This window comes from Psychrobacter sp. Pi2-52 (assembly GCF_904846705.1).
Classification (GTDB): Bacteria; Pseudomonadota; Gammaproteobacteria; order Pseudomonadales; family Moraxellaceae; genus Psychrobacter.
The window spans coordinates 114,997-140,470 of record NZ_CAJHBS010000002.1; the positions used below are offsets into that span (position 1 = coordinate 114,997).

Annotated in this window: 20 protein-coding genes; 8 read left to right on the forward strand and 12 right to left on the reverse strand. The window is 42.1% G+C overall.

Annotation, left to right across the window (positions count from 1 at the left end; all coding sequences use genetic code 11):
* Positions 1–21 precede the first annotated feature (21 nt).
* Positions 22–441 carry an outer membrane protein assembly factor BamE gene (bamE, locus tag JMY00_RS01730; RefSeq protein ID WP_057758247.1) on the reverse strand — a complete coding sequence of 140 codons (420 nt, stop codon included), beginning with the start codon at positions 439–441 and terminating at the stop codon, positions 22–24.
* Positions 442–758: 317 nt separating this feature from the next.
* On the opposite strand from bamE, the gene fur reads away from it, so the two are divergent.
* Complete coding sequence (fur, locus tag JMY00_RS01735) at positions 759–1,193, forward strand: ferric iron uptake transcriptional regulator (RefSeq protein WP_057758249.1); 435 nt, start codon at positions 759–761, stop codon at positions 1,191–1,193.
* 126 nt (positions 1,194–1,319) lie between these two features.
* On the opposite strand, the gene JMY00_RS01740 is transcribed toward fur, so the two are convergent.
* Positions 1,320–2,441: a PilT/PilU family type 4a pilus ATPase gene (locus tag JMY00_RS01740; protein ID WP_201578893.1), complete on the reverse strand. Its 1,122-nt coding sequence runs from the start codon at positions 2,439–2,441 to the stop codon at positions 1,320–1,322.
* A 132-nt stretch (positions 2,442–2,573) separates the two neighbouring features.
* Positions 2,574–3,629, reverse strand: a complete 1,056-nt coding sequence (locus tag JMY00_RS01745; RefSeq protein ID WP_057758253.1) for a type IV pilus twitching motility protein PilT — start codon at positions 3,627–3,629, stop codon at positions 2,574–2,576.
* A 355-nt stretch (positions 3,630–3,984) separates the two neighbouring features.
* Between JMY00_RS01745 and JMY00_RS01750 the strand changes: the two genes are divergently transcribed.
* Positions 3,985–4,701 (forward strand): YggS family pyridoxal phosphate-dependent enzyme, encoded by a 717-nt coding sequence (locus tag JMY00_RS01750; protein WP_201578894.1) that lies wholly within the window; start codon positions 3,985–3,987, stop codon positions 4,699–4,701.
* Positions 4,702–4,747: 46 nt separating this feature from the next.
* On the opposite strand, the gene JMY00_RS01755 is transcribed toward JMY00_RS01750, so the two are convergent.
* Both JMY00_RS01755 and JMY00_RS01760 read right to left on the reverse strand, forming a co-directional pair.
* Positions 4,748–6,022 carry a hemolysin family protein gene (locus tag JMY00_RS01755; RefSeq protein WP_179798172.1) on the reverse strand — a complete coding sequence of 425 codons (1,275 nt, stop codon included), beginning with the start codon at positions 6,020–6,022 and terminating at the stop codon, positions 4,748–4,750.
* A 214-nt stretch (positions 6,023–6,236) separates the two neighbouring features.
* On the reverse strand, positions 6,237–7,928 hold the full coding sequence (locus JMY00_RS01760) for an NAD+ synthase (protein ID WP_201548552.1): 1,692 nt from the start codon (positions 7,926–7,928) through the stop codon (positions 6,237–6,239).
* A gap of 857 nt (positions 7,929–8,785) precedes the next feature.
* On the opposite strand from JMY00_RS01760, the gene JMY00_RS01765 reads away from it, so the two are divergent.
* From JMY00_RS01765 to epmA, 3 genes are all read left to right on the forward strand, one after another.
* Entirely contained in the window at positions 8,786–9,913 is a 1,128-nt protein-coding gene (locus tag JMY00_RS01765; protein WP_201578895.1) for an AI-2E family transporter, read from the forward strand.
* Positions 9,914–10,021: 108 nt separating this feature from the next.
* Positions 10,022–11,131: a 4-phosphoerythronate dehydrogenase gene (locus JMY00_RS01770; RefSeq protein ID WP_201578984.1), complete on the forward strand. Its 1,110-nt coding sequence runs from the start codon at positions 10,022–10,024 to the stop codon at positions 11,129–11,131.
* A 50-nt stretch (positions 11,132–11,181) separates the two neighbouring features.
* Positions 11,182–12,210: an EF-P lysine aminoacylase EpmA gene (gene epmA, locus JMY00_RS01775; RefSeq protein ID WP_201578896.1), complete on the forward strand. Its 1,029-nt coding sequence runs from the start codon at positions 11,182–11,184 to the stop codon at positions 12,208–12,210.
* Positions 12,211–12,368: 158 nt separating this feature from the next.
* Here epmA and JMY00_RS01780 read toward each other — a convergent pair whose 3' ends face one another.
* The 6 genes from JMY00_RS01780 to JMY00_RS01805 form a co-directional block, all read right to left on the reverse strand.
* Positions 12,369–13,010, reverse strand: a complete 642-nt coding sequence (locus JMY00_RS01780; RefSeq protein ID WP_201578897.1) for an NAD(P)H-binding protein — start codon at positions 13,008–13,010, stop codon at positions 12,369–12,371.
* Positions 13,011–13,245: 235 nt separating this feature from the next.
* Positions 13,246–13,695 (reverse strand): DUF188 domain-containing protein, encoded by a 450-nt coding sequence (locus JMY00_RS01785; RefSeq protein ID WP_102093310.1) that lies wholly within the window; start codon positions 13,693–13,695, stop codon positions 13,246–13,248.
* On the reverse strand, positions 13,695–15,059 hold the full coding sequence (locus tag JMY00_RS01790; protein WP_201578898.1) for a 5-(carboxyamino)imidazole ribonucleotide synthase: 1,365 nt from the start codon (positions 15,057–15,059) through the stop codon (positions 13,695–13,697). Before JMY00_RS01790 ends, JMY00_RS01785 begins: the two co-directional genes overlap by 1 nt.
* Positions 15,060–15,256: 197 nt before the next feature.
* Positions 15,257–15,808 (reverse strand): 5-(carboxyamino)imidazole ribonucleotide mutase, encoded by a 552-nt coding sequence (purE, locus tag JMY00_RS01795; RefSeq protein WP_201578899.1) that lies wholly within the window; start codon positions 15,806–15,808, stop codon positions 15,257–15,259.
* Positions 15,809–15,915: 107 nt separating this feature from the next.
* Positions 15,916–16,872 carry a metallophosphoesterase gene (locus JMY00_RS01800; protein WP_201578900.1) on the reverse strand — a complete coding sequence of 319 codons (957 nt, stop codon included), beginning with the start codon at positions 16,870–16,872 and terminating at the stop codon, positions 15,916–15,918.
* 103 nt (positions 16,873–16,975) lie between these two features.
* On the reverse strand, positions 16,976–17,584 hold the full coding sequence (locus JMY00_RS01805) for a rhomboid family intramembrane serine protease (RefSeq protein WP_201578901.1): 609 nt from the start codon (positions 17,582–17,584) through the stop codon (positions 16,976–16,978).
* A gap of 414 nt (positions 17,585–17,998) precedes the next feature.
* On the opposite strand from JMY00_RS01805, the gene JMY00_RS01810 reads away from it, so the two are divergent.
* Positions 17,999–19,642: a hypothetical protein gene (locus tag JMY00_RS01810; RefSeq protein ID WP_201578902.1), complete on the forward strand. Its 1,644-nt coding sequence runs from the start codon at positions 17,999–18,001 to the stop codon at positions 19,640–19,642.
* A 301-nt stretch (positions 19,643–19,943) separates the two neighbouring features.
* Entirely contained in the window at positions 19,944–21,542 is a 1,599-nt protein-coding gene (locus JMY00_RS01815; protein ID WP_201578903.1) for an OmpA family protein, read from the forward strand.
* A 102-nt stretch (positions 21,543–21,644) separates the two neighbouring features.
* On the opposite strand, the gene nagZ is transcribed toward JMY00_RS01815, so the two are convergent.
* On the reverse strand, positions 21,645–22,721 hold the full coding sequence (nagZ, locus tag JMY00_RS01820; RefSeq protein ID WP_201578904.1) for a beta-N-acetylhexosaminidase: 1,077 nt from the start codon (positions 22,719–22,721) through the stop codon (positions 21,645–21,647).
* A 463-nt stretch (positions 22,722–23,184) separates the two neighbouring features.
* Here nagZ and JMY00_RS01825 point away from each other — a divergent pair, with 463 nt between their 5' ends.
* A complete protein-coding gene (locus JMY00_RS01825; protein ID WP_201578905.1) occupies positions 23,185–25,395 on the forward strand; it encodes a carboxy terminal-processing peptidase in 2,211 nt (736 codons plus the stop codon).
* The last annotated feature ends 79 nt before the right edge of the window (positions 25,396–25,474 follow it).

Below are 25,474 nucleotides of genomic sequence, written 5' to 3' on the forward strand. Positions count from 1 at the left end.
TAAGCCAATAGGTTTCGCTAACTATGATGCTGGCAGACTCTCAATACCTTCGATGCGCGTGACCAAACCATTATCATCAAAATAAACAACTAAATGCTGGCTGGCGTTTTTAACATCTGCGATGCCTTTACGGCTACCTTCAGTGCCTGCTTTGTAGTCATAAATATAATCCCAGCGTTTAGGCTCAAGAGTATCTCGAATCGCAGGGCTACCAAGAGTATAAAGAACTTGGTTTTGATTCATCCCCACTTTTAGCTTCTGGGCTTGGGTTTGCGTAATCGCTGTGCCTTGTGGCAAATCAATCTTATAAACACTCAATAATGAGCAGCCAGACATAGCAACAGTAGCGCTAAGCATACTGGTGATAACGATCTTACGTAATGCGCTTGTGTGGCTTAACGGACGGAAATTTAATGTCTTTATCATGGTAAGATGACTCATAAGAAATGAATTAGGTGTGGCCAGCGTTAGGTCGTACCAGTCTGACCGACAATCTTGGACAAATGATACGTCATTTACTTGCAATTGCCTACCACTTACGACATTATTTACCAAACACAATCTGAATAGTTAGATTAATTATATTTTAAATTCATAGGCTTGCATCTCGATATTTAGAAAATAATAAGAGAGATGTCTGCGTAAGTTTCATCAGTTTATTATTAATCATTTACTTTATATTAAATAAAAATAATCTTTGTTGATTATTCATCTCATATTTTCTATTAGTTAAGGCTGTCACAGTCAAAAGGGATATTATGGCTTCTTTTACCAATCAAGATTTACGTAGAGCAGGACTCAAGGTCACGTTACCTCGTATCAAAATTTTAGAGCTATTAGAAAGCGCAGAGCTGCATCACATGAGTGCAGAAGAAGTGTATAAGGCGCTTATCGAGCAAGGTGAAGACGTAGGTCTTGCCACTGTCTATCGTGTCCTAACACAGTTTGAGCAAGCAGGTATTGTTGAGCGTCATAACTTTGAAAACAATCTATCTGTATTCGAGATTACCCAAGAAGAGCATCACGATCATCTAGTTTGTGATGTGTGTGGCAAAATTATAGAGTTTCATAATGAAGTCATCGAAGAAGAGCAGCTGAAAGTAGCAGAAAAACATGGCTTTAAACTGTCTGGGCATTCTCTTGTGCTATATGGTATCTGCGCGGATCAAGCCTGTAGAGATAGCGCGAAGTAATTGTCTAGCGTATAAGTAGAAACGCTTATTTCTATCAGCACTACGATATCGAACAGTAAAAAACCCTCGTTATTTATAACGAGGGTTTCTTTTTATATGTCTATTATGCCTAGAAAGCGCAATAATTTAGCTTACATCTAACGATAAACTATCAGCACCTTCATCTAAATTAGCCTTACCGTTTTTGCTACTAAGCTTAATTTTGAGGCGCAAATCGTTAGGAGAGTCGGCATGTAGAATCGCTTCTTTATACGTTATCTCTCCTTGCTCATACAAATCAAAAAGTGCCTGATCAAAGGTTTGCATACCACTGTCTCGTGAGCGTGTCATCACATCTTTGATTTCATGAACTTCCCCTTTACGAATATAGTCACTAATCAGCTGCGAATTTAGCAAAATCTCAATAGCAGCGCGTCGCCCTTTACCATCAGGTGTGGGGATAAGTTGCTGCGCGATAATAGCTTGCAGGTTCAACGACAAATCCATAAACAATTGATTATGGCGATTGGTTTCAAAGAAGTGAATGATACGATCGATTGCTTGGTTAGCATTGTTTGCGTGCAACGTTGCAAATACTAAATGACCTGTCTCAGCATACTGGATAGCGTAGTTCATGACTTCACGGTTACGAATCTCACCGATTAAGATGACATCGGGTGCTTGGCGTAGCGTGTTTTTTAGGCCTGCTTCAAATGAATGGGTATCGATACCAACTTCACGCTGAGTAATAATACAGCCACGATGCTTATGAATAAATTCAATAGGGTCTTCTATCGTAATGATATGACCATGAGAGTTTTGATTGCGATGTCCTATCATTGCTGCAAGGGTAGTAGATTTACCTGTACCCGTTGCGCCAACTAATAGAACAATACCACGTTTTTTCATGGCCAATTCTTTTAGCGCTGGCGGTAAACGTAACTCTTCGACCGTTGGAATGTTGTTTTCAATTTTCCGTAAAATCATTCCTGCCATGTCGCGTTGTACAAATGCACTGACTCGAAAGCGAGCTTGCTGTGCTTCATCAGAGATGGCAAATTGACACTCGTTGGTTTCTTCAAACTCTTTTTGCTGGCTTGGCGTCATTACGCCTTTGACCAATCTCATGGTTTGCTCAGCACTCAAAGGTGTCCTACCGACAGGTAAGATTTTTCCATTCACTTTCATGGAAGGTGCTACGTCAGCAGTAATAAAAAGGTCAGAGCCATTTTTGCTGATCATTAACTGTAATAGTTTATCAATGTCCATATCGCACCTGTACCAGATGTAAGTCAGTTAAAATCATATTTTAAATACGTGAGTAAAAAGTAAGAGAGTAATTACAGAGACCATAAGTTGTTTATTATTTTTAGTGGTATCTGTTAGTACTATCTATCAATACTATAAAAATGCCTCGGGTTGCTTGGCATAAGGACGTGCAACATCTTTACTAATGGTTCCCTTACTTACCAAGTTCTTTAACGTCTGATCAAGGGTGATCATGCCATCGCCTGCACCTGTTTGGATGGCAGAGTACATTTGAGCGATTTTGTTCTCACGTATCAAGTTACGGATAGCAGGGGTACCTATCATGATTTCATGGGCGGCTATACGTCCACCTGCTTGACGACGCAGCAATGTCTGTGAAATAACAGCCTGCAATGATTCTGACAGCATAGCGCGAATCATGTCTTTTTCAGCCGCTGGGAACACATCAATAACACGGTCAATTGTCTTAGCGGCTGAGCTAGTATGCAAAGTACCGAACACTAAGTGACCGGTCTCTGCCGCTGTAAGTGCTAAGCGGATGGTCTCAAGGTCACGCAGCTCACCGACCAAAATAACATCAGGATCCTCACGTAGGGCAGAGCGCAATGCTGGCTCAAAACCCAAAGTATCACGGTGTACTTCACGTTGATTGATCAAGCTTTTTTTAGACTGATGCACAAATTCAATCGGGTCTTCGATAGTTAAAATATGCTCTTTACGGCTTTCGTTAATATAGTCAATCATCGCCGCAAGTGTTGTCGATTTACCTGAGCCGGTTGGGCCCGTGACCAAAACCACACCACGCTTAAAGTCTGAAACGCGTCTAAAGACATCGCCCATACCTAAGTCTTCCATCGTTAATACTTTGGAAGGAATGGTACGAAATACAGCGCCTGCACCGCGATTTTGATTAAAAGCGTTGACACGAAAACGTGCTAGATTAGGAATTTCAAAAGAAAAATCCGTTTCAAAAAACTCCTCAAAGTCGGCACGTTGCTTATCATTCATGATGTCATAAATAAGCTGATGCACAACTTGATGGGTCATCTCTGGCATATTAATACGTGTCATTTCACCATCAACACGTATCATTGCCGGCATACCCGCTGAAATATGTAAATCTGACGCCTTATGCTTAACCGTAAAGCGCAGCAAGTCTTCGATATTAAGATTATTTTTTTCAGCCATAATTTGATATTCCTATCACTTAGTCTAGGTAAGACAAAACACTATAAAAGTACGTGGTAAACTATTTATCGATAGCCTTAGTATAATAAGAGATGATAAGAAGTTCACCAGTACAGGTCTTTACCATCACTAGCATATTCAGCAGCATATGTTAAAGCATGTAACAATATCATAACAAGACTATGAGTATTTAACCATCTACTAAATTAAGAAAAACCAAAACTGGATCGTTTTAAAATAATTCTTATAGGAGTTATTTCTAATTTACTTTTAAAAATCGGATAGTTATATTTTTTTTATAATAAAAATTGCAGAAAAAAATCTCAAAAAATTAATCAAGCAATAAGGGCAGAGCATGAAGGAAATGAATGGCAATATTGATGAAGTGACACTTATCGATAATTGGCAACAAGTTAGTAAGCAGATGAAGCAAGCGTGTGATCATGCTGACAGACAGGCTGATAATGTTATGCTGCTGGCTGTTTCGAAAACGAAACCTGCCGATATGATCGCAACTTTAGCGAAGCAGGGACAGTGTGATTTTGGTGAAAACTATCTACAAGAAGCCATCGAAAAAATTACTGCTCTTAAAGCTCAACCTGTAGGCAAGAGTATCGTTTGGCATTATATCGGTAGTATTCAGCGTAATAAGACACGTGACATTGCAGAGCACTTTGATTGGGTGCAAACGGTTGAGCGCGATATCATCGCCAAACGATTGAATGATCAACGACCAGCTGACCTGCCGCCATTGAATGTGTTGATCCAATTAAATATCGATAATGAAGATAGCAAGTCAGGATGCCTGCCAGCCCAGTTGCCAGAACTGATAACAGCGATCAAAGAGTATGAGCGTTTACAGCTACGAGGTTTGATGATTATTCCTGCTAAAGCAAATACGGATGCCTTTGCTCGAACTAAGCAGTTGTTTGAAGAGGTCAAAGCCGATTGTCCAGAATTAAATAATTGGGATACGCTTAGTATGGGTATGAGTGGCGATATGGCAGAAGCGATAGAAAACGGCACAACGATGGTACGTGTCGGCACCGCTATCTTTGGTCAACGTGCTTAAAACAATGTGAATAGGCTAGTTAAGCATTCTTTAACTAGCCAGTAAATTAAATGACATCTTCTAATTTGGTGACTAACATCTGCGTAATTTTAAGATTATCAGTCGCAATAATCTCAAATCGATAATTGGCATACTCAATCGTGTCAGTCTTTTTAGGGATTTTTCGAAGCATATACATCATAAATCCACTGATAGTCTCGTAATTTTGACTTCGTGGTAAGTCGACGATATCTAATGCACGAATCACATCTTCGATAGGGGTCATGCCATCGATTAGCCACGAGTTGTCAGTGCGCTGGACAATAGGTTGTTCCTCGAGCGTTACCAACTCACCCATCACAATGCTCATCACGTCTTTTAAGGTGATAACACCAACGACTAGGGCATATTCATTCACGATGACTGCAAAATCAGCGCCAGTAGATTTAAACATCTCTAATACTTCAAACAAAGACAACGTATCAGGCACGAAAAGTGCTGGTTTCAATAGAGTCTTGTTCGTTAAGCTAACTTCTTGTTGGTTCAAAACCAAAGCTAAAAAGCTACGAGATTCCACATAACCAATGATATGTTCTAAATCGTCATCATGGCAGACCAAGAACTTATTGTGTGGCTGCTCAATCATGATATTCACGACTTCTTCGGTACTTGTCTTGGTATCAAAATAAACGATATTTTCTCGAGGATTCATCACTGAGGTGACGGTACGCTCTTGCATATCAAAGATATTTTCGATCAAGTGATGCTCTTGCTTCTTTAATACACCTGCTTCAGCACCAGCATCCATCACTGCATAAATATCTTCTGGTGTCATATCATCTTGACGTATGGTTGAGATGCCAAAAAGTTTAAACAGGATATTTGCAGCCCCATCGAACACCCATATAATGGGCTTTAGTATAAATATTAATAGCATCATCGGGCGTACGAGCCGTACCGCTATCGTCTCTGCATTTGACATGGCCAAACGCCTAGGCATTAGATCAGCAAGTAGTGAAAACAAACTCGTAATAAGTACAAACGATATAACCGATGCTATCGTTTCACTATTCAATAACTGCTCGAGATAAGGACTAATGGCCGACTCACCCACGGCACCAGCTGAAATAGCGACCGCATTTAGCACTATTTGTACTACGGTGATAAAGCTACCAGGATGCTCTTGCATATTGAGCACATCAAGTGCGCGAACATCGCCTTCTTTTGCCATAATTTGGAGCTTGATTTTGCGGCCTGCAGCAATGGCAATCTCAGCAGCAGAGACAAAGGTACTTAAGGCAAGCAGTAAAAGAAGAAAAACACTAGCGGTTAGCAAACTCATGACGTACTCGAAAAAGAAATAAAGATAATTAAGGCAAAATAGTTGGTGAAACTGTGTGGAAAAGAATCGGGTTAGATGTAAAAATTTTTGGTGGATAAAAACCAAAAAAGCTGGGCAAGCACCCAGCTAATAGTAAAAAATTCGATATCTTGTAAAACTGGTGAACTAGCACCTCTCAACTTATAGATAGTAAAAGTTGAGAGGTGTGTAGTAATTAACCTTTAATTGACCACTTATTGACCAATGGGTAACGACGCTCACGTCCAAAAGCTTTGTGGCTAATCTTAGTACCGATAGGAGATTGCAAGCGTTTGTATTCGCTGTTGTCTACCATTTTGATGACTTTGGCGACCATCTCAGCATCGAAGCCTTTATCAATAATTTCTTGATAGCCCATGTCTTCATCGATATATGACGTCAAGATACCATCTAACACATCGTAGTCCGGCAAGCTGTCTTGATCTTTTTGATCTGGACGTAATTCAGCTGATGGCGGACGAGTAATAACGCGCTCAGGAATAACCGGCGTATCCTCTAAACGGTTACGATAGCTCGCCAATTTATAAACTTGAGACTTATACACGTCTTTTAGTACGTCAAAGCCACCAGCCATGTCGCCATATAGTGTCGAGTAACCCACTGCCAATTCTGACTTGTTACCAGTCGTGATAACCAAATGACCGAATTTATTAGACAAGGCCATCAAAATAACACCGCGAGCGCGCGCTTGGATATTTTCTTCAGTCGTATCTGCTGGCGACTTATTGAATAACGGCGCTAGCGTATGACGGATGCCTTCGACAGCGTCAAAAATAGGGCAGACGGTGTAAGAAACATTTAAGCGGCGCGCCTGTGCTTGAGCATCTTCTAGACTGATTTGAGAGGTATACTCGTATGGCATCATGACTGCATATACCTTGTCAGCGCCTAACGCATCAACAGCGATACAGAGTGTCAATGCTGAGTCAATACCACCTGACAACCCAACAATAATGCCAGAGAATCCTGAGTGGTTGACATAGTCGCGTAGACCGACGACTAACGCTTGATACATTTCAGACTCACGGCTTAAGGTTAGAGGCGCTTTGGTCTGCTCGTTAAACTTAGCAGTTTTTACATCTAACGTAGCCAGTAGCAACTGGTTCATAAAGCGCGGCGCTTCATGAGCAATGCTACCGTCAGCTTGTACAGCCATAGAGCCACCATCAAACACTAGATCGTCTTGCCCGCCGACAGCATTGACATAGACGATAGGTAGCTTATTCTCACGGCTACGCTTGGCCAGCATAGTCTTGCGATTGTCCTGCTTTTCAATCTCAAAAGGTGAGGCGTTTAAGCTTACGATTAAATCAGCACCTTGCTTTTTAAGCTCAGAGATAGGCCCTTTTTCCCACAAATCTTCACAGATAAGCAGACCAATGGTAATGCCTTTATAGTCAAATAAAACTTGATTACGACCTTTATCGAAATAGCGACGTTCATCAAACACGCCATAATTTGGCAAAATTTGCTTATGATAAAAGCCTTTTTGATGACCATTATGCAGGATGGCAGCAGAGTTAAAAGTACCGTGATGATCGACATGCGGATAGCCGACAATCATGACGATATCATCGATATCACTCAAAGTAGACAAAGCGCTTTTGACGCGGCCAGACAAGCTTGGACGTAGCAATAAATCTTGTGGAGGGTAGCCCAAAAGAGCTAACTCTGGGAATACGATAACGTCAGCACCTTGTTCGCGTGCTTGTAATGCTAGGGTACGCATTTTTTCGACATTGGTTGCGATATCACCGACCAAAAAATGTGATTGAGCTAAAGCAAAAGTGACAGTATCTTGTGGTTTATTGGTCTTACTGGCTTCGTTTGAGGTGTTAGAATTGGGGTTATCAGTGTCTTTTGACATTGTTATTGTTCCTGTCGATATATTATTAAAATTTGGTGTGTCTGTATTGATTTCAAATAAAATCAATGTAAATCCGAAATTAACTCAAAACTGCGCTCTTACATATAAAGCTCAAATATTGAGCTAATATGCTGAGTCTGAATCTCCTGTAAGCCTTTATAAAAGACTTATGATTTTGTTCAAGTAGCTCATTCTAAGTGATAGTAACACCCCAAAATTAGAACTTATGATAGTCTAAAAAAAGACGATATAAGCAGGTGTCAGAATCTGTCTCAGAGGATTCCATGTCTGTACAACGCTGTAAATAAACATGTGCAAATAAACTTAACTACACTGAAAAGCTTAAAATAATTGCTTTAGTATAACATCAATTGTCGCGACAAATAGAACGCACCAGTGGATTCCCTTATAAGATAACAGTTTAAAAGCTGAACATAAAAGCAGTTTTCAATACATCATTTTTACACACTAAATTCATGCATTATGCGCTAGTCATTATCGTCGTCATCTAGTAAGCTTGCATAGACAAAGTTGTAAGTAAAGATTACAACAACGCGTTATATAATTCACATGCTTTATTGCATAATAAGGTGTGTTAACCGCATTTTTATTATTTTATCTACAATAATAAATGGCTATGAATTCGCGGTATGTAACTAAACATAGTCATATTATCTAACTGTCATGTTGTTAATCGTCATATGACGTAACAAGTCCGACGCAATACTTTTTTTATGACTCAAAACTCTCGCTAATGGATATGGCTTACAGACAGTGTCTAAGAGCTGATATTTATCACACATTTATAAACTCGCCAGCAAAATTATCGTTTGCTGTCCGCTTTTGGTTTATACACTATGATTGAAAACTGGACAAAAGAATTTATTATTCAGCGCTTATTGGCAATTACGTTGCTAGTGGTGCTTTTCGTATTGTGTTTTCAAGTGGTGCAGTTTTTTATTGTACCAGCGCTGTGGGCAGCGATTTTGGCCTATGTGACTTTTCCTATTTATAATTTCTTCCATGAAAAGGTGAAGCTGAGCCCAGACTTTAGCGCCGCTATTATGACGGTGAGCATCTCACTGATAATAGGCGTGCCACTGGTCATCGGCGTGTTTATCTTGCAGCAAGAAGCTTTGAGTTTAATTAGTAACTTGATTTACCGTATCAAGGTAGGTTACTTAGATGTGCCTGACTCTCTTAAAGATTTGCCTATCATCGGCCAGCAAGTCAAAGATGTACTGTGGCGCATTAACAAAAACCCAGAAGGAACGCTAGAAGCTTTTCGCATTTGGGTTCAGTCGCATTTATATTATGGCAAAATAGCATTTGATGTGGTGTTCAGTAGTTTGGCCAAGCTGGGTATGGCATTAATGACGCTCTTCTTCTTTTACCGAGATGGCACCAGTCTGGTTCGGCAGATTCGTCAAGCGCTGCGTAACATCATCGGCAATCGCATCGACGGTTACATCGATTCTGTAGGTACAACCACACGTGCCGTAGTCTACGGGATTGGATTGACTGCATTGGCACAGGCGCTATTGGCTGGTATCGGCTATTACTTCGCTGGGGCACCAAGTCCTATTTTATTGACCATTGTCACGTTTATTATTGCCTTGATTCCCTTTGGTACGCCGTTCGTTTGGGGCGGTGTATCGGTTTGGCTATTGAGCCAAGGGCATACTGCAGAGGGTATTGGCTTGGCGCTATGGGGTGTACTGGTGATTAGCTGGGTGGATAACTTGATTCGTCCTATCGTCATTAGCGGCGCGACCAAAATTCCTTTTATCATTATTTTTATTGGTGTACTGGGTGGTCTAACAGCGTTTGGCTTTGTTGGTTTGTTTATTGGGCCAGTCGTGTTGGCTATCGGGCTTGCGGTATGGCGCGAGTGGATATCGCAGCATAAGAATGAGATATTTGCTCAGCAGGAGGTGATGCTTTCTGACTCCCGTGCGATAGATCCCGTGCACGAACCAGAATAACAAGTCGCTAGCAAACATGACGTAAAAAATTATCGATAGAGATGATGAATAATGACGAATGAGAATATAGCAGAATCGACGAATAATAAGACTGATAAATTAAGTACAATTAAAAATATCACTATTTTAGCGGACAGCAACATCGCTAGTCTGAATGATTTTTTTAATGACGCTACGCTTGGTCAGCTGGCTGAGCATAGGGTTAAAATTATCACTGTCGCTGGTCGAGATATCGATGCAGCGCTACTTGCTAGAGTACAGCCAGATGTGCTGCTGATACGCTCGGTGACGAAAGTAAACGAAGCGCTATTAGTGAATAATAACAGCGTGCAATTTGTTGGGTCTGCGACTATTGGTACCGACCATGTAGACCAAGATTATCTAGCGTCTCGCAATATCACTTTCGCCAATGCGGCTGGTTGTAGTAAGCATTCTGTGGCTCAATATGTATTGACGGCTATTTCCACTTTGCGTCCGCAGTATTGGCAGCAGTCGGCGTCATTAACCTTAGGTATCATTGGCCTTGGTAATATCGGTAATACGCTTGCTCAATATGCCTATGATTTGGGTTGGCAGGTGCTAGGTTATGATCCCTTGTTACCAGCCTCCAAAACTAACAATGCTAGCTTGGAGCAGGTACTTAGCCAAAGTGACGTGGTTAGTCTGCATGTGCCTTTGACCAATGAAAAGAATGCGACGAATCCTAAAGGTAGTGATTACCCAACACGTCATCTGATTAATGCAGCTGCATTAGCAATGATGCCTGCTGATACAATGCTGATTAATAGTGCGCGCGGGCCTGTGATTGAGGAAAGCGCGCTTGAAGCAGATATTGAGTGTACTGGACGACAAGTGGTGCTAGATGTGTTTGAGCATGAGCCAGAAGTCGCAGTAAGCTTATTATCCAAACTCGCTATTGCCACACCGCATATCGCTGGCTATACACTAGAAGGTAAGCTACGTGGCACACAAATTATTTATGATGCCTTGTGTGAAAAATTAGCGATACCTCCAGCTCAATCTATGTCCAATCTGCTACCGCTAAATATGTTCTTATGGTCTGAATTAAAATCATATCCAGACAGACTGCCAAAGTTTTATGACATCATGCAAGATGATACCTCGTTACGAAATAAAGCAGTTGATGGGCAAGTAAGTGGTGCTGACTTCGACGGTCTGAGACGTGATTATAACTTGCGCCGTGAGTGGCAGTTTTAATTAAACAAGATACTGAGCAACCAATTATTCATCAGTCGCAGTAGAGCCCAATGACTCAAGCAAATAACATTTCTTCGCAGCTTATTACTTCTAAGCCTAGCTACGCACCAACCATGACACTTGCAATGGCACAACAGCGTGCGCAATTTATCAGCAATATTCGTCAGTTTTTTACCAGTCGACAAGTGCTAGAAGTGCAGACACCGCTATTATCCCAAGCAGGCAACACAGATACTTTTTTGCAGTCCGTAGCAGCTCATGTGACCTATCAGGACCGTCCACGCACTTATTATTTGCATACCTCGCCTGAATTTGCGATGAAGCGTTTATTAGCCAGCTGGCAAGTGCCTATTTATCAGATTTGTCCTGTCTTTCGTGATAACGAAATAGGCACGCGTCATAATATTGAATTTACGATGCTCGAATGGTATCAACCTCATTATAGTCTGGACGAGATGGCAACTGAACTTAATGAGTTGTTAGAAGCGCTTTATGGTCATTCAGTTGTGATGAGTCATTATCGCTATGTCGATGCCTTTATGGATTTTGTAGGTATCCATCCGTTGACAGCGAGTTTAACTGCATTGCAAGCCGTGGCAGAAGATATGGGTTTGACAGGATTTGATTTTAATGATGCTGATGATAGCGAAGAAAATCGTCGCCAGAGCTGGCTGGATTTATTATTCAGTCATGCCGTAGAGCCAAACCTAGGTCATGATTTGCCGACATTAATTATAGAGTACCCACCTGCGACCGCTGCATTAGCGAAGACAGCTAGGGATAAAGACGGTAATAAAATTGCAAAACGTTTCGAGCTATACATTAACGGCATTGAGATTGCCAATGCTTATGATGAATTAGCAGATGGTCAAGCATTGCGCGACCGTTTTGAACAAGACAATCAATTACGTGCGCGTCATAACCTACCTCAAATGCCAGTTGATGAACATCTATTAGCCGCATCCAATGATTTGATACCATGTAGCGGTATCGCAGTCGGTATGGATAGATTGCTAATGGTTTTGACAGGTGCAAGTAGCTTAGAAGAAGTCATTCCTTTTCCCAGTGGGCAAGCATAATTGAATGAGCTTCTTTTAGATTAGCTGTAATCTAAATACATAATAAGAAGGTCGTTGCCGATTTACCAATTAGATATTGGCGAATCGACAACGACCTTTTGTATTGGCTGCTTCTAAAATCTAGCGTCCACAACCAATTCTGCTAATACTAAATCTATTTATACGGTAGCAACTGCTTCATTAATATCAATGTCTCCATTGTGTAGATTGAAGACTTTGCCTATCGTATTATCTGCGGTTAGCACCGCGGCTAGCGTTGTCGCTACATCTTCGATTGCATTCTCACCAGAGCTGGCATCATTAATAGTGATCTTGCCTGTACCAGCGCGTTCTTTTAGTGCGCCCGGCTGTACGATAGTGTAATCAAGTGAGCTGTTGTTCACTAACCAGTGATCGGCGTAGTGTTTAGAGATGTAGTATTCTTTTAAGTCTGCAATACCTGGGTTTTCATCCCATTTTTTAGTTTCTAATGAGAAGACTGAACTCAGCATAATATAACGTTTAATGCCTTTATCTTGTGCCGCCTGCATTGTTTTTACTGCACCATGCAGATCAACTTCTAAGACGTTTTTGCCACCAGATCCTGCAACAAAGTAAATAGCTTCGATATCCTTATCCAGTTGTTTTTCAATAGACTCTTTACTGGCTGTAATGTCTAAATCTAGCTGGGTATAGTTGTCATTATCAAACAACTTTTCTTTTTGACGAGTCGTGCCAATAACTTGATGATCATCAGCCAATAATTGCTTAACCAAATCACCGCCCACTCGACCACTTGCACCAACGACTAAAATTTTCATAATCATTCCTATTCTTATTTAAATGCTATTATTTAAATTATTCAGTAAGTTTATTTATCTTAAAAACCGAATATAGAGTAACAAAGATAGGTAGCACGCTTCGTTATAAAGCGTGCTGATTGAATAGTGTTTGGTTATAGAGTGTATACCGTTTGCAAGGAAGCAAACGTTAGCTAGATAATGTTATTTAATAGAAGACAGGATGGGTAGGCGTCAGATAGAACGATAAAAAGTGCTAACGAACCAAGCGATTAAGACCATCCGCAAAGGCTTTTTTATCTCGATCGCCGTAAGGTTTTTGACCGCTCATTTCTTGCAATTCTAGGACGCCAGTACCGCGCATGGTATCCATAAAGTCGCGCATATTGAGCTTTTGCTTGATGTTGTTTTTGTCGTAGACCACGCCGCGCGTTGTCAGTACCATACCACCTTTATCCAAAATATCATTGGCTAAGGGGATATCGCTAGTGATAGCCAAGTCACCAGCCTGTATCTGCTCAACGATATAATCATCAGCTTTGTCGAATCCTGACGGTACGACAGTCATAACAAGTAGAGGCGACTTGCGTAGCTTAATCGGCTGATTGGCCACAAATATGGCCATGGTCTTGGTACGTTCAGCCGTTTTAATAATCAAATCTTTAGCAATCAATGGTACCGAGTCTGCGTCCACCCAAATCTGCATTATTTCTTGGCCTTCTCAGATTTTGATGGAGTAGCAGTCAGGCTGTCTGTTTGGCTGTCTTTATTGTCTAGTTCATCAGCTGTGGCATCATTTTGAATACTGTTCTTAGCATTACTCTTAGTATCGACGTCTGCTTTATTAGGCTGAGTATCCACGCTTGCATACTCTTTATCTAGACCAACCTTGTTTGGTAAGATAGCAACCAGTTTTGCCATAGCAGGCTCTAAATCAGTCACATCATTAGGCATCAAGGTAATATGAGCAATCTTGCGATCGTCACGCTCAGCCTTATGATAGCTATGATAATGAGCGCCATCGATATTTAGCACTGCACTGATATCGGGATATTGACCCAGTACATTCACCATAATCGCAGGATGCACGTTATCTGTATCACCTAATGGCAAGTTGACTACAGCACGGATATGATTCTCAAACTGACTGGTAATAGCGCCTTCGATACTCCAGTGTCCAGAGTTGTGGACCCGTGGTGCGATCTCATTCGCCAGTATCGCGTTATGACCGCGAGCATCTTTGGTGACGAACAATTCAAGCGCCATAACGCCGACATAATCCAAGTGATTCATGACTTTAGTAATGGCATCTGTTGCTTGTTGAAACAGGTGACTCGTGCCAACAGCAGGTGCTTGAGTTTTGGCCAAAATACCGTTGTGATGGTGGTTTTCGACCAAATCGTAACAGCGTACCTGACCATTTTGCGCTCTTGCTGCAATGATAGACACTTCACGACTAAAGTTAATAAAACCTTCAGCAATTAATGGCGCAGGTGTTGGCGTAAGTGAGCCTTTACCGCTGACGGCGTCTTTTAAATCTAGCCAAGCAGCTTTAATGTCACCGTCTTGCTTGATGACGAACTGTCCCTTACCGTCGTAACCGCCTCGGCTGGTTTTTAGAACGATAGGCAGTCCTAACTCTTTACAAGCGTGCTTGAGCTCAGCTTCAGAATTTACTTCCATAAATGGCACGGTTGCGATATCAAGTGTGTTGAACATCTGCTTTTCTTTAAGACGATCTTGGGCAATATCAAGCGCAATCAGCGGTGGGAACATGCCTTGCTTGCTACCAGATTTTGACAAGCTAACCAGTTGCTCAACAGTAGACGTTGGCGTGTTTTCAAACTCTAAGGTAAAGACGTCCGCTGCTGCGATAAAGTCTTCTAATTGATCGCTATGAAAGACACGACCGTATAAGCTGGCAGGGCATTCTGGATTGTCTTCTAAGAATACGCATTGGTAACCCAATGGCATGGCGGCTTCGGCAAGCATCATACCAAGCTGACCACCGCCTAAAATACCGATGGTACGAATGGTTTGGGTAACAGGATAAGCGTTTGCTGTAGTCATGGCAGGCTCTTTGAATAAAAGTGAATAAGGTGTTTGGTCTATTAAAATCTAAAACTCAATGGGTGAAAATAGGAAAAGGTGCACTGTATGCACCTTATCTCTACTCGGAATTGCTTAAAAATATACAGTGATAGCTTCAATCGTTAAGCTATAAATATAAAAGACTCTGCTATAAAAGCTGATCGATTTATATTTACTTAAGGATTGATAATACCTGGTGTTGGGCTAGCGAGAATAGTCTCAGTCTGGGACTGGCGCATCTGATCGAGCTTAGTAGCAATCGTATCATCATGCAATGCCAATACCTGAATTGCAAGTAGGGCGGCGTTATAAGCACCAGCAGCACCAATCGCCAAAGTACCAACAGCGACGCCTTTTGGCATTTGTACGATAGACAGTAGGCTATCCCAACCGCTCAGTATAGATGATTTTACAGGGACACCAAAGACAGGTAGTGGCGTTTGGCTGGCACACATACCCGGCAGATGAGCGGCACCGCCTGCACCAGCAATGATCACTTGTAGACCATTATCTTTTGCGCTTTTAGCATAATCAAATAATCTGTCAGGCGTACGGTGTGCAGAGACAACTTCACAATCAAAAGCAATGTCAAAGTCTGCAAGCAATTGCGCAGCAGCACTCATAGTTGCCCAGTCAGACTGCGAACCCATGATAATGCCGACTTTTGGCTGACCAGCAGGGGAAGTGATTGGACCGTTCTGGTTAGCAGCAGTATTCGTGGTGCTCATGATTGGATATCCTCAAAAAGACCATCATACAAAAATTTTGCTACACTCGTAAAGCCAAGTTTGACTTTTAATACTGGTATGGGGCTAATTGCAGTGATATCACGATTTTATATATGTTTTTCATCGTGATAATGCTGAACAAAGTGACTGGCTGTCAATGGTAATGGTTGTTCGGTATCCAGTTGATAGCATGTTAGATAGCCGCTATCTACTGCAGCAGAGTAGTCAGTACAGGCAACTTGTGGACTGAGTGGCTCAGGTGTGCCAGTGAGCCAATAGTGCCCGACAAACACAGGTTTATGAGTTTTTAATTCAAAGTCAATATTTTCAGCCAACGCATCAGGCGGAATTTGTGCCAATGCGGACGATGGAGCACGAGACACTTCACGAAGTGTGCGTGTATTTAGCTCATCTAGCCACCAGCGTACTCGTACTCGCGTGCGCTCAGTACCTTCTTTATCTACCATCACAATACCATCAGGTAAGCCTGTTTCAACCCCTTTTAACACTCGCTCCAAAGCGTCAAAGACAAAGGTATTTTCTTTAGCCGTTGCGATTAAACCTGCTGGAGTCAGACAGTTATCATCAGTCAGAAGAGGTTTTAGTATCACCATGCTATCTGTATCCCAGCAAGCATGTACAAAGCAGGCGTAGTCGGTCTCAATCCATAATGGGATTTCATATAAACGCTGCAACCAGTACTCATGTTGCTCTGAGCCAAATGGTATCTCTGCCAAAAACGCCTCATGTTGGCGTCTATGGATGTCATTGTGCGAGCGTAAATACTGGCTAGTATTATCAGGATCACGCGTGGCATAGGCCAGCGCATTATATTCATGGTTGCCCATCACTGCATCGGCTACATCGGCATCTAGCATTGCAAAGACAATTTCTAACGTGGCTAATTGCTGCGAACCACGATCGATTAAATCACCGATGAACAAGGCCCTGTGACCTATTGGTGGCACGAAATGCTGACCGTTATGCTCATAGCCCAACTGATGCAGCAGACCGATCAGTTTGTCTGCATAACCATGTATATCACCGATAATATCTATAATCATAATGTATTACTAAATCTCAAATGTAGAAGTGTACCCTGCGCAAAATAGTATTTATAGAGTATAACCGTCTTTAAAGTGATAGCTTTACTATACGTAGAAATGTCTAAAATCCTGGTGATAGCAACGCATTGATAAAGTGCGGTAGTACTTTTGGTTCCAATAAGATCGTAGCGATAACGCCAAATGCACCGCCCCACATATGAGCCATGTGATTGATGTTTGAACCACCGCGTCGATCCGCATAGATACTATAAAATATATAAGCTACGGCAAATAGTATCGCAGGAATAGGAATCACGGCAAAGAGATAAATTCTCTCCCATGGTGCTAGCAGGATAAAAGCAAATAGCACAGCCGATACACCGCCCGATGCACCTAAACTCAAATAACTGGCGTTGTTCTTATTTTTCACGTAACTTGGAATCATGGCAACGATAATTGCCAACACATAAAAGACCACAAAACCGTAGCCGAATAAAAACGGCTGATATAGTCCTTCGATAGCACGTCCAAAGAAATACAAAGTAAACATGTTGAAGAGCAAATGCATACTATCAGCATGAATAAAGCCGTGGGTCACAAAGCGATCCCATTGCCCATTGTTGACTGCTGGCGGGTAAAAAATCAATCGATTAAATAGCGTCTTGTTTTGCCAAGCCAATAAGCTGACAATAACGGTAATAATGATAATAAGCGTCGTATGGTTTAACAAAGGAAAATCCTTAGGCCGTGCCTGATATGTGACAATGTTACAAATGACAAGCTACAAATGACAATATTCAAAGCCTAAGCGTTACGGCTGAGTAAAAAATAAGTTTGACGTCTGATCCGTATTAAGTACTAACCATTAGCAATAGACTAATACTAACAGCAGTTGCGATAACGCGAATACCTATTGTGTGACAAAACGATGCTTTTTTATGCGGTTATAGTGAATAATGTAGCAGTGTACCATGCAACATAAGTGAAACTTTTAAAGCAAGGTTAAAGATGAGAGTAGTGCTCATTCATCCGCGCTGCGATTAATCTTTTAGACAAAGAAGCAAAATACACAAGTGACATGGATAAAAATAAAATAAGTGCTTAATTTTGCACATTCCAATAAGGCTGATAGAGGCAGTGAAATATGAACATTATTGACCAGCTAGAAAAAACGGTAACCCCAGCTGTAATGGGTAATGATGACAGCAATAATGTCGCCTATGTCAGTCTACTTGAGCAATTTTATGCTGTTCTGGCTGCGCGCCTAGCTGTGCCACAGGTTTATTCACAGTTGCTGCGTACTGACCAAGTAATTACTAGCAGCAACAATGAAAGTCCTTTATTTGAACAAATATGGCAAGATAAAAGCCTGCAAGAGACTATCATCCAAGAATTGTCAGCCACCCATCACATTGATGAACAGACAACTGAGCAATTACTAATTAGTGCTACCCCACTGGCATATCGTGAGCTAAAAGTATTGGCCAATGGGCAGTTTTTGCCAGCATTTTCACAAGACAAACAGGCTGCTTTACGACCATATTTACCTATCTGGGCAGCAGCTGTGATTACGGCTACTCAAGGTGTGGATCAGCAAATACAAAAAAGCTTTGGTTCAGATGATGACCATGTGCCAGTACATGTGCCAGTAAGTGACGACATATTGAATAGACTTGACGACGCTACTTTAGATACTGGCATAGCTGGCATAGACACACCAACAACGAATAATGATGTAGAAAATATAGAGCAAATATCAACTGCTGAGCGCTCAAACACTGAAGCGTTAGATAACGATACGACTGCCAGTAGTGATGCTATTCATGCCAATCCAGCTGCTTATCATCTGGCAGAGAACAGTAATTTAAAGCGTGCACAAGTGCGTACTCGTAATCAACGAAACGATCTACTAATACGTGTGTTTTTATTAATAGTAGCCCTTGCCGCGCTTGCACTAGCAGCATGGGCCTTATTAGTGAAACCCAATAATGAAATACCAGTAGAACCTGTGGCCACAGTACCTGTTGAACCACCGCCAGCACCCGTGCCTCCTGTACCAACAACGACTCCTGTTGAGCTTATTGTCGGTGTAGACAACGGCGGTAATTTGTACACTTGTAGTGCGACCGTTGGCGATGCTGCGCTACAAAGCACGTTGCAACAGACACTTAATACAAGTTTTGGCGAGCAGGCCAGTATTTGTGAGTTGAACATACAGGATGGGGTAGCAACCACAATCGCTAATATGCCTGCGGAGACACTGCCCAATGTTTTGACGATGCTTAGATCAACACCATTTGCACGTTTGCATGTGCAAAACGATCGTCTCATACTGGAGGCGCCAGACAATATGATGCTGCAAAAACTGGTCACAGAAATACGAAGTTTAGTACCAGCGATGGTAGTCGAGAGTACAGCGCCACTGCCGTTGCCTGATAATAGCAACATTGGTGATGCTACGAACAACATGGCAAACGCAAATAATCAGTTTGTAGATGATGGGGCGGGGATTAATAATCAATACAATAATAATGGGTTAAATAGTAACTCTGGCGAATACCAAGCATCAGATGATGATACTGGAGATCGTGTGATACCAACTCCTTTGCCTAACAATAATAGCTTTAATAATGCGCCCAACAATCTGCCTACTAATGGCGCGAGTAATACTCCCAACAACTTTCCTTCGAATAATCAAACGACCAGACCGCCAGGACCTTTTTCACCTTCAGAAGTGGATGAGATGGCAAATACGGTCATCGTTGCTGAACCAGCTCAAGTTAGGTAGTTTTTATGAGGCACACTGTTTCATAGGGCGTGTCTTTTTATATGGCCTATCTTTTTATGTAGCTTGGCTACAGTTACGTGTGCCAACCGAAACATTACTTACTGTATCATTTGCACAACAACGTACAGACTGTGAATAGCAGCTTAAGAATTTTATAATAATCAAAACCAAATAAAGTAGTTTGATGGATTTAACGCCACCATAACTATTTAATACTATAACGATTGAATACAAAAGAATGATATAGCTGCTTTTTGAGCAAACGAATGATATAAATAAAAATTAAGGGGAGAGCCATATTATGGATATTATTAGCCATTTGACACGCACCGTCAGCCCAGCCGTATTGGAAGATGACCGTAGCCCAGCTAAGAAAAACCTATTAGAGCAGTTTTATGCCATTTTTGCTGCTCGTCTTGCAGACAACGACACTTTTAGCCGCTTTGCCAATGAAAACATTGCCCGTGATGACAATGCTTTCTATGACCGTGTATGGACAGAAGGAGCACACCGCGACCAAATCTCTCGCGAATTAGCAGGCAAACACAATGTCGATGCAACCGCTTCACGTGGTTTGATTGCGATGGCAGCGCCATTAGCTTTTCATGAAATCAAAAGTTTAGCTGGTACTACGCCTGTTCCGCAATTTTTGAATGACAATCTGAACAGTTACCAGCATCATATCCCTGCATGGGCGGGTACTGTTTTGCCTGCTAGTGCAGTCGCTGCCACTTCTACTGCGGCTGGCACACCAATTTCTGATACCACCAGCACAGCGCCATTACAAAAAGAAGAAGAGCCAAAAGAGAGCTTTATGAAAGCGCTGCTACCCATTATTGGTTTGATTATCCTAGGTGCATTGGCTTGGGCACTACTCAGAGGCTGTCAAGAAAACCCTGAGCCTGTAGCAACGCCAGCGGCTACAGTACAGCAAGGGGCGCAAGGTAATGAGGCACTAGCGGTTGCAGGCGCGATTGAGCCTGCATCACTAAGTATCGCAACTGGTGAAAATAGCGAGCTGTATGCTTGTCGTATGAGTGTAGGTGATGAGACATTACAAACCAATGTTATGAATGCTTTGACTGGTGCATTTGGTGACGAAGCTAATAAATGCCGTGCTGACGTTGATGATAATTTTGCAGTAGATATGCCAGCATCTGCTCAGTTGGCAACGATATTACCAATTATTAAAAATGTACCGAACGCGAGTATGATTATTAAAGGCGATAACATTACTGTGAATGCTCCTGATAAAGCCGCATTGGACAAGTTGGTTGCTGACCTACAAGCAGCTGCTCCTGCTATGACTGTGCAAGCTGAAGGTCCATTAGATTTACAAGGTGAGATTGATGACAGTCTGGCTGCTGCAGATGTGGCGATGACCAATTTGGGTGAAAACCCAGATCCACGTGATGTTGCTCGCGCTTTGAGTATTCAGGTGATTAACTTCCAGGTAGATGAAGCGGTTATACCTGAAGTCAATAAGGCGCTGCTAGACCGTGCTGCAGAAATCATCAATAACGTACCTGATATGAAGCTGATGATCGTCGGTCATACGGACAGTCAAGCTTCTGATACCTATAATATGGAGCTTTCTCAGGAGCGTGCTGAGTCAGTGAAAGCGTATCTAGTGTCTAAGGGAGTTGATGCTAGTAAACTAACTACCAAAGGTATGGGCGAATCAGAGCCAATCGCGGATAATTCAACCGAACAAGGTCGCTTCCGCAATCGCCGTATTGAATTTATGGTCAATGATGAGGTTGTTAGTGCAAACGATGGCATGATGATAAACAGTGATTCGCTAGATCCAGATATGAACCCATTAGATAGTAACAATGATGATTTGTTACCAGATGGCGATGATGCTACCCAAGGTACTGCGGTAGACCCAACCAATTAATCTATTTGTTCTTATTTTGATTATAGTAGCCGAATGACAAAAACCGCATCTTATAAAGGTGCGGTTTTTTTGTATGCTGCTTGATGATAGTTAAGTAAGCTATTACTTATACAGAGTAGGATCTGTTGATTCTTTAGTAGTCTCACCATCAGCTTGCGCATCAAAAAAAGTCTGAGTAACATTCTGCTTGGCTTGCTGCCAGTATTCAAACTGCTGGCAAGTAGATTCAAGATCGCCTTGCCATGTTGGGATGTTGCCGCGCATGGTTTTGATACGTTGCTGGTTAGGGTAAGGCAGATCTTGCGCAGCTTTAGCAGCCTCATGAGCAGCCACACGGTCGTTGCATACGAGAGCAATATCACAACCAGCATCAATGGCCGCTTTTACGCGAGCACTGACATCACCAGCTGCCTTTGCACCTGCCATCGATAAATCATCAGAGAATAATACCCCATCAAATTTAAGTTCATCTCGAATGATATCTTGTAGCCAAATTTTGGAGAAACCTGCCGGCTTGTCGTCTACTTGCGAAAATATCACATGCGCTGGCATAAGAGCATCCAGACTATGCAGTGTTTGAGCAAAAGGTTGCATGTCGCTATTGATAATCTCATCTAAGCTGCGCGTATCGATGGCTTCCGATACGTGCGAGTCAGGAGCGATAGCGCCATGACCAGGGAAATGCTTGCCAGTAGTGGCCATGCCAGCCGCTTTCATACCGCGCATAAACTGTGTTGCAAGCGCAGTGATGGCTTGCGGCTCATGATGGAAGCTGCGATCACCGATGACTTGGCTAATGCCATCTCTATCCAGTACGGGTGCGAAGCTCAAATCGATTCCTACAGCCAGCACTTCAGCTGCCATTAGATAACCGCAATCGTAGGCGCAGCTAAGTGCTTGACTTGGGTCTTGATTGAATAGCTTACCCAGTCGACCCATAGCAGGCAAGGGCGTGAAACCTTCACGTAGCCTCGCGACTCGTCCACCTTCTTGGTCCACACCGATAAGTATGTCTTGATTATGATAACGTATATCGTCGCACAGTGCTCTGACTTGGGCCGCATCTGTGACGTTACGACCAAACAGTATTACTCCGCCGACCTGTGCTTGTTTAATCAAGCTGACATCTTCAGCGGTCAAAGCGGTACTATCGATATCTATCATTAAAACGCCGTACATAGCGTGTTCCTTATTATTTTATATATGGTTATATTATGAGGGTGACTGATTATCTATCTATGGCTGTCTTATCGCTTATCAATCATTGTTCAGATATCTTATTATGACAGCTATTATTAATTGAGCATAATGTGGCAGATTATTGGGGTCAAATCAATTTACCAATAGCCAGTAGATTCAGTCATCAAATCGATGTTGATAGCCCTCAATTACTATGTATGATAAAAGTGATAGAAAGTTTGGTATGTACAGGTGTAGCGTGTAAGATTGCTTATACAGTTTGAGACAGTTCAGTATTTATGCGCATGATAATATTGATTGATTTTTGACTATATATCAGTATTTAATGATGCATAAAGTATAAGAATAAAAACACAGCATTTATAGGTCATAACAGATTCGAGCATTACTAATCCTGATGAATTACCCAATACTATTAACTTCAAATAACTAGGTACATATGATGAAAAAACAACCAGCACAGTGGTTACTCAGTGCAGCGTCAGTGGGCATCGCCGGTATTATCTTGACCCAAAGCTACGGTACTGCAGTCGCCGAGACCAATACGGGAAGTTTCGTTCAGACCCCTGAGCAAAAAGTCACCACCCGTCAAGTAGCCGCCTTGCTGGATCGCAGTCATTATCTTAATCAGCCTTTAGATAGTAAGACTGGTAGCGAAATCCTATCAATGTATATCGATAGCCTTGACCCAAACCATACGTTATTTTTGCAATCCGATGTCGATGAGCTGAAGAAAAAACACGCTGAAGATTTTGGCGCTCGTCTAAAGCAAGGTGATCTGTCTGCAGGGGTAGAGGTGTTTGATCGTTACCGCAAACGCTCAAACGAGTACTTTGCGATGGCCACCAAGATGCTCAAGACAGATATTGATTTGACAGGTAACGACACAATCATTCTTGATCGTGAAAAACTCAGCCATTTTAAAACCAAAAAAGAGCAGCGCGATTACTGGGAACGTCAGTTAAAGTTTCAGTTGATGAGCATTACGCTGGGTCAAGAAGACGAAAAAGCTAAAGAGAAAGTATTTTTAAGCAACCCAGATATTACTCGCGGACAAGACTTGGTACGTAACGATGAGCGTACGCCAAATGAGATTTTGCAAAATCGTTTGTCACGTCAACAAGAGCAGTTTAAGCGTCTCAAAGACGATGAAATCATGGAAACTATCTTAAATACGGCGATGCTCACTTATGATCCGCACAGTAATTACTATGCACCGATTCAAGCGACTGAATTGCAAATCCAGTCTAGTCTTCAGTTAGAGGGCATTGGTGTCTCTATTCGTCCAGATCGCAAAAATCCAGACTATACTCGTATTGTGACCTTAGTCGATGGTGGTCCAGCCGCTAAGTCGGGTCAAATCAAGCCCAATGATTTGATCGTTGGTATCGCAAAAGATGGCGAAACCATGACGGATGTGGTTGGTTGGTCAACGCGTGAAATTGTCAGCTTGATTCGCGGAAAACGCGGTACATCGGTCACACTGAAACTACGTCAACCTAACACGCCAGATGCTAGCGCCCGTACGGTCACAGTGGTACGAGACATTATTCAGCAAGAAGAGTCCGGCGTCACTCAGCGAGTAGTAGAAGTACAGCGTCCTAATATTGATAAGACGCCAAAGCGTATTGGCGTACTTGAGATACCGAGCTTTTATCTAAACTATCGTGCACGTCGCAATGGTGAAGACTATCGTAGCGTTAGTATCGATACTGAAAAAGCGCTAAAAGAGTTGAATAAACAAAATATTGATGGCCTAGTGGTTGATTTGCGCAACAACCCTGGCGGCTCGTTGGATGAAGTTGCCAAGATGTTAGGTTTCTTTATCAAGAGCGGACCACTAGTACAGATTCGTGATAATCGCGGCAATATTCAAGTGTACCGCGACAACGATGGCGGCGAGCAGCTGTATGATGGCAAGATGGCGGTCATTACCAACTTAGCATCGGCCTCAGCCAGTGAAATCTTTGCTGCTGCTATTCAAGACTATGGTCGCGGATTAGTAGTTGGTAGTACGACAACTGGTAAAGGCTCGGCGCAGATTCAGCTCGATAGCTTAGCTTTAGGCTCTGCTACCTTAACTCAGCGTAAATTTTATCGTGTTACTGGCGGTAGTACGCAGAATAAAGGTGTCGTACCAGATGTTGAGCTAGTCAATATCTATGATGATGCAACCTTTGGCGAGCGCGCTCAGAAAAAAGCATTACCTTGGGACACTATCAGAACGGCGCCGTATAAGCCTGAAGGGAAGTTTACCAGTGATACATTGGCGACGCTCAATCAGCAGTCTAAGATTCGCCAACAGAAAGACCCGCAGTTTACTTATCTATCGACGCTAAATGATATTCGTAACATGGATGACGAAAAGAAACCTGTTCGATTAGATATCAATAGTCGCCGAGCTAAAATGCAACTAATTGAAAAACGTTCATTAGAAGCAGAAAACAAGCGCCTTATCGCAACTGGTGAGCGTCCGTACTCTAACTGGAACACTTATCAGGCAGCGATGGACGCAAAATTTGAAGAACGTAGCCGTATGAAAGCAGCTGAACGTCCAGAATTACCAGAGGATGAAGCGTTTATCAATGAGGCAGCTTACCTTATGCTCAGCGCTGAACCTAAGACAATGCTTAGCCCTGAAGAGAAGCTGTAATGTGAAGTTATTATAGCGTTACGTAATCTATGTAAGCATATGCTTACATAGATTGACGTTTAGACCTCTTACCAATGAA